Here is a 16,386-nt window from a genome sequence, read left to right on the forward strand (position 1 = left end):
TATCGCTGATTTTGAGACTTATTCAGAGCCTCCCTAATTAATCAAAAGCTCGTCCATCGAAAGAACTGCACCTTTCAGACTAAGTGGACGCCAACGCGATTAATCGTAAATTCATGACACTCTCGACAAGTTTTTTAGAAAAACCAATGAATCTCCATCAGCCCAAGCCGCTCCAGCCTCCCGTACTCGCTGTCCTGGTCACCTCCGAACCATTGGGCTCCGGCAGTGAAATAGATCTCCTGGCTCATCGGCAGTATCCATGTGGATCTCGGGTAAAGCACCCAACTGGCATCATCGGCATTACGGATGGTCACCACCCGGTACTGCCAGAACGGGTTGATATCCTGCCATACCAGTAGTCCGGCATAATGACGACCGGCATACAGGGGCCGTGCGGACACAAGATTGGCCAGGCCTGTCGTTCCCGGCGGTACCGGCTGACCGTTATAGAAATATTCAACGGCCAGATTGAGCCCGTTGCGAAACGCCCAGTTCAGATCCGCGACTCCCTGCCAGTAACTGTCTCCCGCGCCTGGCTTGCTCCAGACGAGTTCTGTGCGCCAACCGGTGCCAGCCACGGAGCCACTGCCGCTGACACCCGCTTTGGTGACGTCGGCGAACTCGCCCATCATCACGCCGGCATCGACCCCGGCAACGAAGCGCTTGGCCCGTGCCGCCGTGCTGGCATTCTGGCCCCCGTGTTGCGGCGCATGCACGGCGCTTACCCGGCCCGTTGCACCCCAGGATCTGTCCCATAACAGCGCGTCCACGCCAATGCGCTCGTCCGGCTCCAGTTGGAGTGGGCTGACAGGATTGAGAATGTCCATGGGGTTCCAGATCAGGGCGGTTGACCAATTCACCTGCTGGCGACCAAATCGGAAATCACCGACCGGTGAGCGCCACTGTATCGTGCCACGATAGAGCTGATGGCGCGCCAACATATCTCCCGATTCATGGACGTCCCCCTGAAGATCCCAGTAGCGCGGATCAGGAGCATCCCTGAGCAGGGCAAACTCCGGGCTGTCCAGGAAACTGCCAGCCACCAGTTCCAGATCGTAGGCCGCATCCACAACCCAGTCCTCATATCGGTAACGGGGCTCAATACGCAGGCGGGTCAGGTTCGAGAAGTAGGGATTGTCGTCAATCAACGAGCGCGAGCCAACGCTCAGGTTCTTGAGCGATCCCGAATAGCTGTACTCCGCCTCAGCGCCTGAAGCCAGCACCAGCCAGGCCATCGCGACCAGCATCAATGGAGATCGCCTAACCATGGCGGATGGCCTCCACCGGATCCAGTCGCGAGGCCCGCCAGGCCGGATACAGTGCCACCAGCACCGAGCACAGGAACAACAACAGGCTGGGTAGCCAGACGTGATCGAAGATCATCACCGGATGGATGCGATCGGTAATACCGGGGATGGCTTCCAGTGCACCACTGATCGAGGACAGATCGATGCCGGCATTGCCAAGCCAGACGACAAGCAGTCCGCCAACCACCGTTCCAGCCACCATTCCCAGTATTGCGAGAAAGAACGCCTCGAACAGAATCGTCAGCAGCAGCTGACCACCCCGGGTGCCCAGCGCCAGCATAACGCCCAGTTCCGGGGTGCGCTCCATCACTGACATCACCATGGTGTTCATGACACCGATGGCCACCACGACGAAGACCACCGCCAGAATGAGATAGAAATCCACCTGGCTCATTTCCACCATCTGCACCACCACCGGGAGCAAGGTCTCCCAGTCCTGGGCCACCAGTCCATCGTTGGTCAATTGCGGCGACTGGTTCAGGGTTCGCGCCAGGCCGGTACTCTCTGCGCGGTCTGACAGCCTAAGCACGATCCGCGAGACTTCATCTTCCAGCAGGCCACCCAGGCGGCGGGCGGCGTTGATATCGGTGAAGACATACTCGGTGTCGAACAGGTCACTGCCAGTGCGATAGATACCGCGAATGGCCTGGGCACTGGAGGCAAGATCTCCCCCAGCCTGCTGGACCGTAATGACCAGCTTGTCCCCCAATCGGGCACCCAGCTCCTCGGCCAGTTTCTGGCCAATCACGATTCCCGTCTCCCCGGATTGAACGTAGGTGCCCTGCTCCATGTAGCCGGCGAGTTTGGTAACCGCCCGCTCCTGTTCAGGAGCGATACCCACCAGTTCTACCGGCAGACTCTTCCCGGGGTTGGCCACCATGGCACGCAGCAATACCCTGGGCGCGGCCGCCTCAACCTCAGGATGCTCCTGCAATCGCTGTTGCAAGGTTCGATTGTCGGCAATACGTAAATCTGGCGACAGATCCACGTCGTGACCCTTTGCCATCACCTGCACATGCCCGCTGAGCTGCTGGGTCGAGTTCTGGATCATCTGCTCGAAGAAACCATCGGCGAAGGCGTACAGGAATAGATAGGCCGCCAGCCCGAATGCAGTGGCCGAGGCGGTAATCATCGACCGTCGCGGGTTTCGGAATACCGAACGGAGTGCCATTTGTGCAAAAATCAGCAGCCGATGATCAGACGTCACCTGCCAGTGGATCCGGCGGATACGGTTGATCATAGTTCGCCGTGCGCCCATCGCCTCCAGCGGGCTGTTGCGACCCGCGTTCCAGGCCGGGAGGGCGGCCGCCAGCAGGGCTACCGACACCACCACAATGCCAATCACAACCAGGCGCTGAGCTTCGATGGTGGGATAAACGATGCCACTGAGCCCCGGCATGGTATCCATGGCCTTGATGTAGGCGCTGAAATCCAGCCCATTGCTACTGAAATAGCCGGTCACCGACAACCCAAGTACCAACCCCAACAGGTAGCCGAGACCGGCCAGAACCGTTGTTTCGAGAAGCACCAGCCAGACGATGCGACTGCTGGGTGTGCCCAACGCCATCATTACACCGAATTCGCGGCCACGCTCCAGTACCGACATCAGAATGGTGTTAACGATACCGGCCGCCACCACCACAAACACCACGAAGATCACGATGTAGGCGACGGCGTCGTGAAAGGCAACCATCTGCACCAGCGATGGCATCAGCGCCGGCCAGCCCAGCACTTCCACGTTTCGATCGCGCAACTGATTCCCGACAGTACCGACCACCTCGTCGAGCCGGTCAGCATCCTGCACGCGGGCCGCGATCTCGGTAAACCGCCCCTGAAAGGCATACAGCGACTGAGCGGCCGCCAGGGGCATCTGGGCCACGAAGCCATCAATACGCTTGATACCGGTCTCGAATACGCCCACCACTTCGAACCGGTCGGCGCCAATAGAGCCGTCCGACGCCTGCACCACCAGTACCAGCTCGTCGCCCGGGGAGACATCCAGGGCACCGGCGGCATCGACGCCAACAAGAATTTCATTGCCGCGTTCCAGGTAGCGACCACGGACAATCGACCGGTCAAGCCGGGTGACCCGTGATTCCGTCGCGCTGTCGACGCCCATCACCTGTAATGCCCGTGACTGGTCTTCACGGCTGGCCAGGGCATGGCCCGTCACCCGGGGGGTGGTTGCCGCCACACCGGCTACGGCCGATACCTCCTCTGTGAGATTCCAGCGCTCGGCCAGGGCAATGTTCATCTCCCTGTCATCGTGAAAGCCCCGCTGATGTACCTTCAGGTCGCCGGTCACATAGCCCGTCATGTTGTTGATCATCTGGGCGTTGATGCCATCAATGAATGCCCAGAGAAACACTAGCCCACCGACACCGACGGCCACCGACAACAGTGTGATGGCCGTACGCCGACGATTGACCCGAAGGTTGCCAAAAGCCAGACGTAGCCACGCCATCACGACCGTATTTCCTCACGCTCGACGCGGCCATCGCGGAGATGGATTACCCGCCGCGCGCGTTCCATCACCATCGGGTCATGGGTGGAGAAGACAAAGGTAATGCCATGCTCGGCATTGAGCTTACGCATCAAGTCCAGTAGCGCCGCGCCGGTCGTGGAATCGAGATTGGCCGTGGGCTCGTCGGCCAGGACAATCGCGGGCTTGCTGACAATCGCCCGGGCCACCGCAACACGCTGTTGCTGGCCGCCAGACAGTTCATGGGGCAGGCGCCGCTCCAGCCCTTGCAGGCCGACCTCCACCAGAATACGCCGGGCCTCGGCACGGCGCTCCCGAAACGGCACTCCGCGCAGCATCAGCACATACTCGACGTTCTCCTGAGCCGACAGCACGCCAATCAGGTTGTATTCCTGAAATACAAAGCCAACCTTCCACAGCCGCAGAAGGGTCCGCTTCTTTCGGCTAAGCCCGGTGATTTCCTCACCCGCCACCTGAATGCGCCCGCTATCCGGCTCGTCCAGGGCTCCAATCTGATTCAATAGCGTGGTTTTACCCGATCCAGACGGGCCCACCAAGGTTGTGAACTCCCCGGCCTCGATCGCGACCGACACCTCATCCAGGGCCTTGACGGCGATGGAATCCTGACGGTAAATTCGCGAGACTTTCTCCACATTGACGATGCTCATGCCGGGCCCTCACTGTGGGTTGCGCAGCCGGCGCAATGAAAACACCTCTTCATCGATCGGCAGGTCGAATTCAATAGAGTCAATCGTGATCACCGTGCGGGACTCGGGGTTATCGGCGTCCACCATCGTCCAGCGGGCGGGTATCCTCCGCCCATCCATGGTTTCGATCTGCTCATAGGTCATGCGTTTGACGATCTGATCGCGCTCGTCGTAGTAGGCAAGCGAAACCGGGATCGAGTCCTCCCGAACATTGAATTCAAGACGGCTCCACACTACCGGGGCATCAGGTCGGGGCGTCGAGACAACACGATACACAGGCACCTCACCGGAATCGTCGGTTTCGACCAATTCGTGGGTGTAGTCCTCGACGAACGAGCTTTCCTTGACCAGGTCGTCGTTGCTGAAGTTGGAGCCCATCCATGGCTGGAGCATCATCGACGGTGGGATCTTGATGGTGCGATCAACTTTGGGCAAGTAATTCCACATGGCATCGCCGATGCGCAGCGAGCCGATGCCGGCCTCTTTTTTGGGCGCGTGAATGCGAATCAACGTATGCTCCGGACGATTCATCCAGGCTTCCAGTTCCAGTGTGCGAGTCCAATACTCAGACTCGATCCGCATAGTGAAACGCCCGTGATTGCTGTCGGACCACAGAGTCTGTTCCATGCCTTCAATCAAGGAAACTGCCGAGGGAGGGCCCGCGATAAGCCGACCTGATGCGGCAAACAAAAGGAGAACGCTAATCCAGACTCTCATTGACTACTCCCTTTTCTACTATGAGCTACGGATCACCTTTGCCTGTTCCCCGACAGCGGAACCGCTTGTTGTTTTCCGAGGCGCTTTGACAACGATCACCAAGCCGACAATTGTGATTCCTATCCCGATCATCTCCAGTGATGTGAAAGTTTCGCCGAACAAAAGCATTCCGATAGCGAGACCGAAAACAGGCGTTAAAAAAGTAAACGAATTGAGGCTGTTCAAGGGCGCGCTGGCGAGCAAGGCATACCAGAGCACAACCATCATTGCCGTTGCCGGAATGGCCAGAACGAACATGGCCGTCGTAAATGACCAAGTCCAATCAATCTCGAAGCCCTCGCCCAAGCTCACGGATGCTATTCCCAGAAACACTGAACCTATGACAAGCTGAATGCCCATCGACCAATAGATATCATCGCTGCCGGCCTGGTATTTAAGCAGCACATTTCCAATGGCGGTTCCGATGGCTCCACCAAGAACATAGACGGCCCCTGAAAATCTGGCGTTACCAAACTCCATCTCTGGCATCGCTAGCACCACAACACCAATAAAACCAATCAAAAGGCCCACAAACACACGCCCGGTCACCACCTCTCGAACGATAAAAAACGAAAGAACCGCCGCAAACAGTGGTTGCGCATTGGCCAGAACCGTTGCAAGCCCCGGTCCCAGCTTGCCAGCACCGAGAAACATCCCTCCAAGCCCCATACCCGTGTAACTGAGGCCAATTACGGCCAGCATTAGAAGCTGGCGAAGCGAATAACTGGGCCGACCATCTTTTGTAAAAGCGATCAGAATCAGACACAACCCTGCCAACAATGCGCGTAAAGCGGCAAAAAGCAAAGGTGGCGCGTCCGGCAACCCCACCACAATAAAAGGAAAGCAGATCGCCCAAAGAAAGGCGACAAGAACCATCCCAGCGACTGCACGTATCGAAAGTGATTGGTTCACCAACGGCTCCTTTATCTACCCATCAAATGAGTAGAGCTTTTGTTCAAGCTTGCCGCCCCAATCCGCGCAATCGCGGCAAAAACCTGGGAGTGTTGTCTGCATAGTGTCTCCAGGCTTCCCCGAACGTTTCTTCGGCTTCCCGTTCCTCACTGATCGATAACCGTGAATACATCCAGAGCAAAACCGGGAACATCGCCAGGGTTAACAGAGTCGGCCACTGCAGCAGGAAGCCAAACATTATCAAGACAAAGCCGACATACTGTGGATGCCGAACATACGAATAGAGACCTGTCGTAGCCAGCTTTCGCTCTTTTTGCGCCGCGTACAAGGTTCGCCACCCGGCGGCAATCAAGTAAAAACCTCCACCAATAAACACCGTACTCAACAAGTGGAAGGGGCCGAAATGGGGAGAACCCTGCCAACCAAAAAGCATTTCAAGCAGGTGCCCGCTATCGTGGGCAAGCCAATTTACATCGGGGTATTGAGTCTGAAGCCAACCGGATAGAAAATAGAGTGTCAACGGGAACCCATACATCTCAGTGAATAATGCCACGAGAAACGCGCTGAACGCGCCGAAGGATCGCCAGTCTCGTTGGGTCTGTGGCTTAAAAAAACTGAAAGCGAAGAAAATAAAGATCACCGAGTTTAGAACCACCAGTCCCCAAAGACCGTAATCGGACGAAGCATCAGTCATCGCGTTGGCCTCCACTCTTGCCTTCCGGTTGATCGTGGTGATTATGGCCACCGTGATTCCCATGCCCTCCATGCATAAACATATGAATAAACGGGCATGCCAGAAGGATTAACCACGGCAAAGCACCCAGAAGGTGAACCTTATGTTCGCCCCAGAGCAAAACCAAAGCGATGACCGCAAAAATTGCCAACGTAATCTTGAAACGCTTATCCATATAGATTCCCTTTGGGAAAAGCTTGTCAGTGGGGCTTACTGGCTAGTATGCCTCTAGCGATATTTGGTGACCTATCCCGTCCAAAGAAACGTCATCGATAATCTCCAGAGAGCCCGGATCAAGCACCCAGAGCTTGGCTTCGGCCCGACTGGTGATCAAAAGGCTGCCATCGACGGGAGAGATCGCCAGATGGTAAGGGGCCGGCGCCAGAGGCATGCTGTCGCGGGTTCCGCTGGCCAGCTCGATACGGACAACTTGGTTGCCGCCCTTACTGGTGGCGTAAAGTATCTGGCCATCGGCACTCAGACCCACGCCATGGGGTTGCGGTCCAACTTCGTATCTTTCCAGCACCTCACCTCTGGAAAGCCCCAGGACAACAACGTCCCCCGACTTCCCATCATTCACATACAAGGTTTCGTTGTCAGGAGAAAGCACCATATGCTCCGGACCACCGCCAACCCGATGATTACGCTTGACGAACCAATGGCGGTTATCCACCTCGCTGACGGTACCGTTGTCAGTGTTGCTGACTAGAATGGACTGTCCGTTGTCAGTCGCCACCACATAGTTCGGCGCCGGGCCAGTGGCCACAGTCTTTACAAGCTCCCCCGATTCCAGATCAACCACGCTGATACCACCACCCATGGGATGGGTGGAGACAGCGAATCGGCCATCCGGTGTCACCACTACGTGGTGCACCGGCCCTGGCACCTTCACAGTGCGGGCAATCTCGCCCTTGGCGGTATCCACAACGTAAATCCTACCGGTAGTGGCGCCTTCCGACGCCGCAGCAGCGCCCCCCCCATGGTGGGCTGCGTGGTCCTCTTCAGTGACGCCCTCCGGGCGACTGACTGGATCCTCGCTGTCGTGATCGGTCAGACTACCGGCAACCAGATAGTGACCATCCGGAGTCAGGGCCGAGCCATGGGTGTTGACTGTCCCGGTAATCGGTGGCAAAGCCTGGTGGCTGTTCAGATCAATAATGCCCACCGAATCGGTAGCTCCCATCGGGACAAACGCTCGACGGCTATCTGCAGTTGCAATCGTCGATAAACCTATCAAAGCGATGATCGCGAATCCGGTAAACCACCCTTTTTTCGATCTATTTTTCATAGTTCCGCCGCCTGAATCATCGTGCAGTACCAGTCTGCTACCTATCGGGAGAGTCTAAGATGGGTAGAGAGAGCCAACTTACCTAGCGATAGTTCAACACGCGGAACTGAAACAGACCTGAAAACAGATCTGAAGTATGAATCTATTTGACGTAGATCACACATGGGAGATAGGTTTTTTTGAATTTCAAGTATGCGATTACAATCAGTGAAACTCTCGACCAACGGACTCCTGATGCCCGAACCTATCCACAAAAACCAACGATTAGCCGACAGTCGAGCCTACAAGCTCAATCGCCATTGCTACTGCATCACTCTCGACCGTAAAGCGCTCAACAAGAGCCTCAGAAGCATTCTTATCGATGCTGGAAGTGGACCGTCAGAGTTCGCCGAGTTCGACCAGCTTTTTTCAAACACACCGATTTTTGTTCCCAGATCCGACATAGCTGCGATGGAAAGGATCGTCCAAGCGATCGAATCGGCCACCGAACTTCCGTCGTTTCGTGAACGAGTTCTGTCCTGGGCACCAAAAATCGCACAGTTCAATCCGGGCCCCATTGGGGCATTCATGGGTTACGACTTTCACCTGGGTCCCGACGGCCCCCGGCTGATAGAGATCAACACCAATGCCGGAGGTGCCTTCCTGAACGTTGTGCTGGCGAGAGCCCAGCATCGCTGCTGTAACCCATCTCAACAGACCGCAGTAACCCGTAGCGAGCTCGACGGATTCGAGGATGCAGTGTTGACGATGTTCAAACAGGAGTGGCAAAGACAGCATGCCACTTCGGTACCCAACTGCCTGGCGATAGTTGATGATGCCCCGAAGACCCAGTTTATGTTTCCCGAATTCCAGTTGGCCCAACAACTTTTCCAGACCAAAGGAATTGAGGCGTTGATACTCGATCCCTCAGAGCTTGTGTATGCCGATGGGCGACTGACAGCCCGTGGTAAGCCCATTTGTATGGTTTACAACAGGCTGGTGGACTTTTCACTGGACGCCACGGCTCATGCGGCATTAAGACGTGCGTATCTGGACGGCGCCGTGGTTGTAACTCCCAACCCCCGAGCTCATGCCATTCTGGCCGATAAGCGAAACCTGACCTTGTTGTCAGCCCCGCAGACTCTACTCGACTGGGGACTGAGCTTAGCGGATGCGGGCTGCCTGGAAGACGCCGTGCCGAAGACCCGGCTGGTTTCGAGTGAAGATGCTGCGGCGTTGTGGAGCGCTCGGCGCCAATTGTTTTTTAAGCCGGTTGCAGGTCACGGCAGCAAGGGTGTCTACCGGGGCGACAAGATGACCCGGCGTGTTTTCGAAAACATTCTGGATGGCGGCTATATCGCACAAGATCTCGTCCCCGCTGGAGAACGAACTCTACGAATTGACGATGCGGTGACCACCAGAAAGGTCGACATTCGCCTGTATACCTACGCCGGCAAAAGTCTGCTGGTTGCCGCGAGGATATATCAGGGCCAGACAACCAACTTTCGCACGCCAGGAGGCGGGTTTGCACCGGTCTTCCAAGTGTGACTATTCACACTACGGGCAGATACTGCCAGGTGATGTTCATGCTTGATCTGCTCCTGTCCATGGCTCAGCAGCCCGAAGTTGCTTACAACCTTCTCTGGGTGCTACCAGGGGCTCATGATGCAGCGCCTTCAACAGGCCAGCTGTCATAGCAACGATAACCAGCGAGAATGGCAGGGCCGCGAGGATGACCGCATCCTGGAGGACGGCAATACCTCCCGCCACTAGCAATACCGCGGTCAATACTCCGTTGCCAATGGCCCAGCCTGCTCTCGACGCCTTGGGAGGCTCAAGCTGCCCTCCCGACAAAATGATATTGACGACCAATGCGCCCGAGTCAGCAGACGTTATAAAGTAGATGCTGATAAGGAGCGTTGCCACCAGACCCATCAAAAATTTAATTGAGTCAGTCGTCTGCAGGTGCTCAATGGTCGCGAAAAGTGCATAGGCGATGTCTTTATTGACCGCCTCAACAATTCCGCCACCCCCGAATAGCTCGCTGTGGAGTGCAGCGCCCCCCATCACCGAGATCCATACAAAAGTCACCAGCGTTGGTAAGAGAAGAACCCCGAAAACAAACTCTCTCAGGGTGCGGCCGCGGGATATCCGGGCGATAAACAACCCGACAAAAGGTGACCAGGCCAGCCACCAGCCCCAGAAAAACACCGTCCAGGTCGATTGCCAATTTCCCGGTTCATTGGCGCCAACATAGAATGTCATGATCAATAGACTATCCAGGTAACCGCCAATTTCCTGCACCAACAACCCTGCCATGTAATCAAAGGGGCCAATAATCATAAAGGCGGCGAGTAAAATCAGCGTTAGCCAAAGATTTACCTCACTCAATATTTTCACGCCCCGCCTGACCCCAGAAACCACCGAAATCGTCGCGATTACAGTAACCACGGCGACCACCGACAGCTCCACCCAAAGAGACGCCTCCACGGAGAAAAGCCACTTGAGCCCCGTGCCAGTCTGACGGGCTCCCAGCCCCAGCGTCGTCGCCAGACCAAATACAGTCGCAAAAACAGCGAGCGCGTCAACGACGTGCCCCCAAAAGCCAAAGATTCTTTCACCAATAAACGGGTACAGCGCTGATCGAGGCGCGAGCGGGAGATCATGGCGATAGCTGAAGTATCCGAATGCAATCGCGACCAACGCAAAAATAGCCCATCCGTTCAGCCCCCAGTGGAAAAACGACAATTGAATTGCAGTAGACGCAGCGGAGGGAGTAAAGCCCTCCGAAGTAAAAGGGTTACCCTGAAAGTGCATGATTGGCTCGGCGATGCTCCAGAACAGCAGCCCCACACCCGTGCCGGCCGCAAACAGCATCGCCAACCAGGGAAAAAGCCGGTATTCCGGTTGTTCGTAGTCTTTACCAAGGCGCACGTTCTTGTAACGCCCCAGCCCTAGCCAAATAACAAATGCCGTCAGAAACGCAACCAGTGCCACATACCACCAGCGCAGCAGACCATCCACGTACGAGGAAACATAATCAAGCGCATACGCAAACTCAGACTGCCAGATCAGCGCGCCAGCAAGGGTCAAACCAATGGCGCCAATGCTGAATAGTGACGGCAAGATGGGTTGTTGGAGATGGCTATTGCCTTTTTCGTTCCACATGATGATTAGCCTTTTATTATGCCCTGGTCTGCCAATAGCGATGCTCGTATAAATTACGAAAAATGCTGCAGTTATTATCTGAATTCACGACCCCAGGAGAGCGGTACCAAGTCTCATCCTCAGCATCTCCTTATTGCAGGTAACAACGAGAACCAATCCCGACAGCAGCACCAACAACACACCCCAGATCAAATAGGTATAGAGCATCGGCATAAAAAATCATCCTGGCTCAGTGTTTGTTCACAAGATTGCGGGGGGCACCCTCGATGAAGCCAACAATGTTTTCGCCAGTGGTCTTGAGGATTCTTTCGACAGCCTCTTTCGTATTGAACGCACTGTGGGGGGTGACGATGACGTTTCTCATGTGCTGAAGAACATGGTTGGCAAACAGCGTTTCCAGATCATGTTCCTTGTCAAAAAAAGAGCGGATCAATTCCACCTCTTCCCTGATGGAGGGCTCATCCGGCAGTACATCAAGACCGGCAGCCGACACCTTCCCATCCGCCAGCGCGTGCAGCAAAGCCTGGGTATCAACAATGGAGCCGCGAGCGGTATTAATCAGGACAACCCCGCGCTTCATCCGGGCGAACTCCCTGTCCGACAGAAGATGCTTGGCCGATTTGCTGCCAGGAACGTGCAGCGTCACAACATCGGACTGCTCAAGAAGACCATCCAAATCGACGTAAGACACGTTATATCGGTCCGCGAATACGTAATCCGGCTTGGGATCGCAGGCAAGAACGTTCAGACGAAACCCTTGCGCGATTTCCACAACACGCTTACCGATAGCACCGGTACCGATCACTCCAAGGGTTTTGCCTTGCAGATCGAATCCCTGCAGGCCTTTCTGCGAAAAATCCCCCTTGCGAGTGCGATTGATCGCCTCTGGAATCTTGTGGCTAATGGCAAGGAGCAGCGCAAAAACATGCTCCGCAACAGTCTGGTCACCGTAGACGGGCACATTGCTGACTGGAATCGCATTTCTGGTGCAATACTCCAAATCGATATGGTCGTATCCCGTCGACCGGGTAGCGACAAATTTCAGATGCTCAAAGCACTCAAGTACCGAACGATCCAGGGCTGAATGAACGAAGGGTGAGATGATATCGGCGTCCCTGTATAACCCAACGTTGTCTATTCCGAGTTCCTCGTCCGTGAAGACAACCTCATGATTGCAGCAGGCATGCTGCAAAATATCGCACTCCCACTTCTCTGCCTCAAAGAACACAATTTTCATTAGCTTTCCCTGGCCAAACTCATTTTTACTCCGACCTCAGCACTGAGAGCCACAGGATAGGGCTACCAGTGAGAGGTCATCGATATGGTCGTTTCGCGCCTAGACTTTCTCTCGACGCAAACGCAGGGAGTTCATTACCACCGACAATGAGGACGCGCTCATTGCAAAAGCGGCAAAGATAGGTCCTATCAGGATGCCAAAGAATGGGTAGAGCACACCAGCAGCCACCGGCACACCCGCACCGTTGTAGACCAAGGCAAAAAACAGGTTCTGCTTGATATTTCGCATCGTCGCCTGGGACAACCGTCTGGCGCGGACAATGCCATCGAGGTTACCCTTAACCAAGGTAAAGCCCGCGCTCTCAATGGCGACATCCGCGCCGGTTCCCATTGCAATACCAACATCGGCCTGGGCCAGGGCGGGTGCGTCATTCACGCCGTCCCCCGCCATCGCTACCTTGCGCCCCTGGCTCTGAAGTTCGCGAATGATGCTGGCCTTGTCCTCTGGCAGCACATCGGCACGAATCTCATCGATACCGAGTTTACCCGCCACCGCCTTTGCCGTGCGCTCATTGTCGCCAGTTGCCATAATTATGCGGAAGCCAGCGGCGTGGAGGGCCTTGAGCGCAGCGGGTGTCGTTTCCTTGACCGGGTCGGCTACGCTGACAAGGCCTGCAACGGCGCCGTTAAGCACCACAAACATGACCGTTTCGCCTTCATCGCGTCTGCTATTGGCAACCTCCATCAGATGGCCACCGTCCAAGCCCAGCTCTTCCAGTAGTTTGGCATTGCCCAAAGCCACTGACTTGCCATCCACAACACCCTTGACCCCCTTGCCTGTAACGGCTTCAAAGTCATCGGCCTTTCCAAGCATCACGTTACGTGCCTCGGCGCCTGAAACGATGGCTTCAGCGAGCGGATGCTCTGACCCTTTCTCCAGTGTGGCCGCAAGCCTGAGGACCTCGGTCTCGTCATGATCCGATTCCGGCAGCACCGCCACTAGTCTGGGCTTACCTTCGGTCAAGGTACCAGTTTTATCCACAATCAAGGTGTCCACCTTGGCGAAACGCTCCAGGGCTTCGGCGTTCTTGATCAGCACACCCAACTGGGCGCCTCGCCCTGTCGCCGTCATGATTGACATGGGCGTAGCCAACCCCAATGCGCAAGGGCAAGCGATGATAAGCACCGCTACCGCAGACACGAGCGCATACGACAAAGCTGGCGCCGGTCCCCAGATGGCCCACGCCACAAAGGACAGGGCGGCTATGGCAATAACCGCCGGTACGAACTTGCCGGCCACCATATCGGCAAACTTCTGGATAGGCGCGCGGCTACGCTGGGCGTTGGCAACCATTTCGACAATCTGACTGAGCGTAGTATCCGCACCAACCCGGGTCGCCTCCATAACCAGGCTTCCGGTACCGTTGATGGTGGCCCCGGTGACCTTGTCTCCTTCCACCTTCTCTACCGGAACTGGCTCCCCGGAAATCATCGACTCATCAATGGAAGAGCGACCTTCAACAACCACGCCGTCAACGGGCACCTTATCACCGGGCCGAACACGCAGGTGATCACCGACCTTCACATCCTCCAGAGCGACTTCTTCCTCGGTTCCATCGGGCCGGATCAGGCGCGCCGATTTCGCGGCCATGTCCAGCAACGCACGTATGGCTTTACCTGTGCCCTCACGGGCCCTCAGCTCCATCACCTGGCCCAGCAGAACCAGCGTGACGATAACGGCTGCCGCCTCAAAATAAACGCCGACGTTTCCTTCAGAATCCCGGAAGCCTTCCGGGAAGATCCCTGGCACAAGGACCGCTACGATGCTGAAGATATAGGCCGCCCCAACTCCCATGCCGATCAGGCTGAACATATTCAGGTTCATTGTCCGAAACGAGATGTAACCGCGAGCAAAGAAGGGCCAGCCGGACCATAGGATTACAGGAGTAGCAAGCACCAGTTCAATCCAGAGTGACAAACGCTCACCGAAGAAGTCGCGAACCGCCATGACACCGATATAGGGAGTCATGGTCAAAATCAGCAAGGGCACTGAAAATGCCAGGGCAACCCAGAGCCGATGAGAAAAGTCCACCAACTCCGGGTTGGGCCCCTCATCTTCCGCGGTGGCCGATTCCTGCTCCAGTCCCATACCGCACAGAGGACATGCCCCGGGCTTTGTCTGTCGGACTTGAGGGTGCATGGGACAAGTGTAAACCACCCCCGAATACCCGGGTGGTACACGGTCATATGTTCGATCGTCGCCTGACGGTTTTTCATGATCTCCAGAACAATGGTGAGAGTGATCTGAATGAGAACTCACTTTATTGTTTTCCAGAGGCACAAGGTGCATCCCGCATTTCGGGCAATTCCCAGGCTCATCAGATATGACCTCCGGATGCATCGGGCAGGTATACTGGCCCTCCGACTCCTTCCCAGCACTATCATTGATAGCAGAACTATTTTCTTTGGCAGACATCTTCCGATCATCCTTTCGATGGTTTCATACCATTCGAGCCTCTCAAGGTTCGACCTGGTCATAAGCAATGTAGTTGCCCTCTACTGCACCCCATTCCACTACACCCGGCTGAACTGAACCTGAAAAGCACTTCTGCGCTTTGCATTTTTTTGATCACCATCAACTTTTCGGTAAAGCCATTGCCCTGAGGTACACGTCAAACCGGACTTTCAGCTGAAATTCAGTCTTTGTCTATAATCTGGTCACTTAAGCAACATAACAGTTCGCTCGCCCCTTTTCAGAAGCTGGAGATACAAAAGATGGTCGGTCAGAGAATTATTCGCGTCGCGGTCAACGGTTATGGCGTTATCGGCAAACGGGTAGCGCAAGCCGTTGCGGTACAAAAAGACATGGCTGTGGCTGGCGTAGCTGATGTCGCGCAGGACTGGCGAGTGAGGGCCGCGCTGAGTAGAGGGTATGCCCTGTACGGCGCGACTGAAGAGCACGCCGTTGCCATGGGCGCAGCCGGGCTTGATGTTTCCGGCACACTGGATGACTTACTTGAAGCCGCGGACATCGTGGTGGACTGTACACCGAAACACCTGGCCAGCAAGAACATCGAAACCTACCGGCGGCTCGGTATCAGGTTCATCGTTCATGGCGGCGAGAAACATCAAAGCACGGGCCATTCATTCGTTGCCGAGGCCAACTACGCCAGCGCTGTCGGCCGTGACTGCAGCCGTGTCGTATCGTGCAACACAACGTCGATCATTCGTACCCTGTCAGCACTCAAACGCCACGGCTTGCTGGACCGGGCACGGGGAACCCTTCTGCGCCGGGCCACCGATCCCTGGGAGAGCCATCAGGGCGGGATCATGAATACCCTCGTGCCAGAGCCGGAGATTCCCAGTCACCAGGGCCCGGATGCCCAAAGTGTCGACCCGGACCTGGATGTGGTAACCATGGCGGTCAAGGTTCCGGAGACACTGGCCCACCTACACTACTGGTCCGTTCAACTGACACGTGAGGCGAGCAAGGACGAAGTGCTCGACGCGTTTCGCACTTCCTCCCGCATCGCCCTTATCCGGATCAGTGACGGGCTCAGCGCGATCAACAGCGTCAAGGAGTTGATGGCCGACCTTGGCCGGCCTCACGACAGCCTGTATGAAGTCGCGCTTTGGGAAGACATGCTCAAAGTGCAGGGCAATGAGCTGTTTTATGCCTATATGGTCGACAACCAGGCGATTGTTGTTCCGGAAACCATCGATGCCATACGCGCACTGACCGGGGCCGAACCCGATGCGGAAACGTCGATCAGAGACACCAACGACAGCCTGGGTATCGGCTCTTTGGGGTTATAGAT

General features: G+C 56.0%; 13 protein-coding genes. 2 read left to right on the plus strand and 11 right to left on the minus strand.

Going from position 1 to position 16,386, the window contains the following annotated elements; genetic code table 11:
• Positions 1-134: 134 nt before the first annotated feature.
• From OZ656_RS16425 to OZ656_RS16460, 8 genes are all read right to left on the minus strand, one after another.
• Positions 135-1,268, minus strand: coding sequence for a hypothetical protein (locus tag OZ656_RS16425; RefSeq protein WP_153741208.1), 1,134 nt, complete (start codon positions 1,266-1,268; stop codon positions 135-137).
• Positions 1,261-3,771, minus strand: a complete 2,511-nt coding sequence (locus OZ656_RS16430) for an FtsX-like permease family protein (protein WP_153741207.1) — start codon at positions 3,769-3,771, stop codon at positions 1,261-1,263. The genes OZ656_RS16425 and OZ656_RS16430 overlap by 8 nt, the downstream gene beginning before the upstream one ends.
• Entirely contained in the window at positions 3,771-4,457 is a 687-nt protein-coding gene (locus OZ656_RS16435) for an ABC transporter ATP-binding protein (RefSeq protein WP_092033491.1), read from the minus strand. Before OZ656_RS16435 ends, OZ656_RS16430 begins: the two co-directional genes overlap by 1 nt.
• Positions 4,458-4,466: 9 nt before the next feature.
• Positions 4,467-5,123, minus strand: a complete 657-nt coding sequence (locus tag OZ656_RS16440; RefSeq protein ID WP_379944724.1) for an outer membrane lipoprotein-sorting protein — start codon at positions 5,121-5,123, stop codon at positions 4,467-4,469.
• Positions 5,124-5,231: 108 nt separating this feature from the next.
• Positions 5,232-6,164, minus strand: coding sequence for a DMT family transporter (locus OZ656_RS16445; protein WP_153741205.1), 933 nt, complete (start codon positions 6,162-6,164; stop codon positions 5,232-5,234).
• 43 nt (positions 6,165-6,207) lie between these two features.
• Complete coding sequence (locus OZ656_RS16450) at positions 6,208-6,858, minus strand: isoprenylcysteine carboxylmethyltransferase family protein (RefSeq protein ID WP_058091979.1); 651 nt, start codon at positions 6,856-6,858, stop codon at positions 6,208-6,210.
• Complete coding sequence (locus OZ656_RS16455; RefSeq protein WP_081467492.1) at positions 6,851-7,072, minus strand: DUF2933 domain-containing protein; 222 nt, start codon at positions 7,070-7,072, stop codon at positions 6,851-6,853. Before OZ656_RS16455 ends, OZ656_RS16450 begins: the two co-directional genes overlap by 8 nt.
• A 42-nt stretch (positions 7,073-7,114) precedes the next feature.
• The gene (locus OZ656_RS16460; RefSeq protein WP_379944725.1) at positions 7,115-8,062 is read right to left on the minus strand and encodes a YncE family protein; all 948 of its coding nucleotides are present in this window, start codon (positions 8,060-8,062) and stop codon (positions 7,115-7,117) included.
• Between the two features lie 357 nt (positions 8,063-8,419).
• Between OZ656_RS16460 and OZ656_RS16465 the strand changes: the two genes are divergently transcribed.
• Positions 8,420-9,712, plus strand: coding sequence for a hypothetical protein (locus OZ656_RS16465; RefSeq protein WP_099616092.1), 1,293 nt, complete (start codon positions 8,420-8,422; stop codon positions 9,710-9,712).
• Between the two features lie 36 nt (positions 9,713-9,748).
• Here the strand turns inward: OZ656_RS16465 and OZ656_RS16470 are convergent, their stop codons facing one another.
• The 3 genes from OZ656_RS16470 to OZ656_RS16480 form a co-directional block, all read right to left on the minus strand.
• On the minus strand, positions 9,749-11,332 hold the full coding sequence (locus tag OZ656_RS16470; RefSeq protein ID WP_153741203.1) for a BCCT family transporter: 1,584 nt from the start codon (positions 11,330-11,332) through the stop codon (positions 9,749-9,751).
• Between the two features lie 229 nt (positions 11,333-11,561).
• Positions 11,562-12,569 carry a hydroxyacid dehydrogenase gene (locus OZ656_RS16475; protein ID WP_091854530.1) on the minus strand — a complete coding sequence of 336 codons (1,008 nt, stop codon included), beginning with the start codon at positions 12,567-12,569 and terminating at the stop codon, positions 11,562-11,564.
• Between the two features lie 99 nt (positions 12,570-12,668).
• A complete protein-coding gene (locus tag OZ656_RS16480; RefSeq protein WP_379945220.1) occupies positions 12,669-14,969 on the minus strand; it encodes a copper-transporting P-type ATPase in 2,301 nt (766 codons plus the stop codon).
• Between the two features lie 374 nt (positions 14,970-15,343).
• Between OZ656_RS16480 and OZ656_RS16485 the strand changes: the two genes are divergently transcribed.
• On the plus strand, positions 15,344-16,384 hold the full coding sequence (locus OZ656_RS16485; protein WP_379944726.1) for a type II glyceraldehyde-3-phosphate dehydrogenase: 1,041 nt from the start codon (positions 15,344-15,346) through the stop codon (positions 16,382-16,384).
• Positions 16,385-16,386: the final 2 nt, after the last annotated feature.

Source organism: Marinobacter sp. LM1, from assembly GCF_042763285.1.
GTDB lineage: Bacteria > Pseudomonadota > Gammaproteobacteria > Pseudomonadales > Oleiphilaceae > Marinobacter > Marinobacter nauticus.

Coding starts and splice junctions, on each gene's coding strand:
- OZ656_RS16475 (WP_091854530.1), bottom strand. CDS start 12,569: ATGAAAATTGTGTTCTTTGAGGCAGAGAAGTGGGAGTGCGATATTTTG.
- OZ656_RS16450 (WP_058091979.1), bottom strand. CDS start 6,858: ATGACTGATGCTTCGTCCGATTACGGTCTTTGGGGACTGGTGGTTCTA.
- OZ656_RS16455 (WP_081467492.1), bottom strand. CDS start 7,072: ATGGATAAGCGTTTCAAGATTACGTTGGCAATTTTTGCGGTCATCGCT.
- OZ656_RS16430 (WP_153741207.1), bottom strand. CDS start 3,771: ATGGCGTGGCTACGTCTGGCTTTTGGCAACCTTCGGGTCAATCGTCGG.
- OZ656_RS16470 (WP_153741203.1), bottom strand. CDS start 11,332: ATGTGGAACGAAAAAGGCAATAGCCATCTCCAACAACCCATCTTGCCG.
- OZ656_RS16480 (WP_379945220.1), bottom strand. CDS start 14,969: ATGCATCCGGAGGTCATATCTGATGAGCCTGGGAATTGCCCGAAATGC.
- OZ656_RS16440 (WP_379944724.1), bottom strand. CDS start 5,123: ATGGAACAGACTCTGTGGTCCGACAGCAATCACGGGCGTTTCACTATG.
- OZ656_RS16435 (WP_092033491.1), bottom strand. CDS start 4,457: ATGAGCATCGTCAATGTGGAGAAAGTCTCGCGAATTTACCGTCAGGAT.
- OZ656_RS16425 (WP_153741208.1), bottom strand. CDS start 1,268: ATGGTTAGGCGATCTCCATTGATGCTGGTCGCGATGGCCTGGCTGGTG.
- OZ656_RS16485 (WP_379944726.1), top strand. CDS start 15,344: ATGGTCGGTCAGAGAATTATTCGCGTCGCGGTCAACGGTTATGGCGTT.
- OZ656_RS16465 (WP_099616092.1), top strand. CDS start 8,420: ATGCCCGAACCTATCCACAAAAACCAACGATTAGCCGACAGTCGAGCC.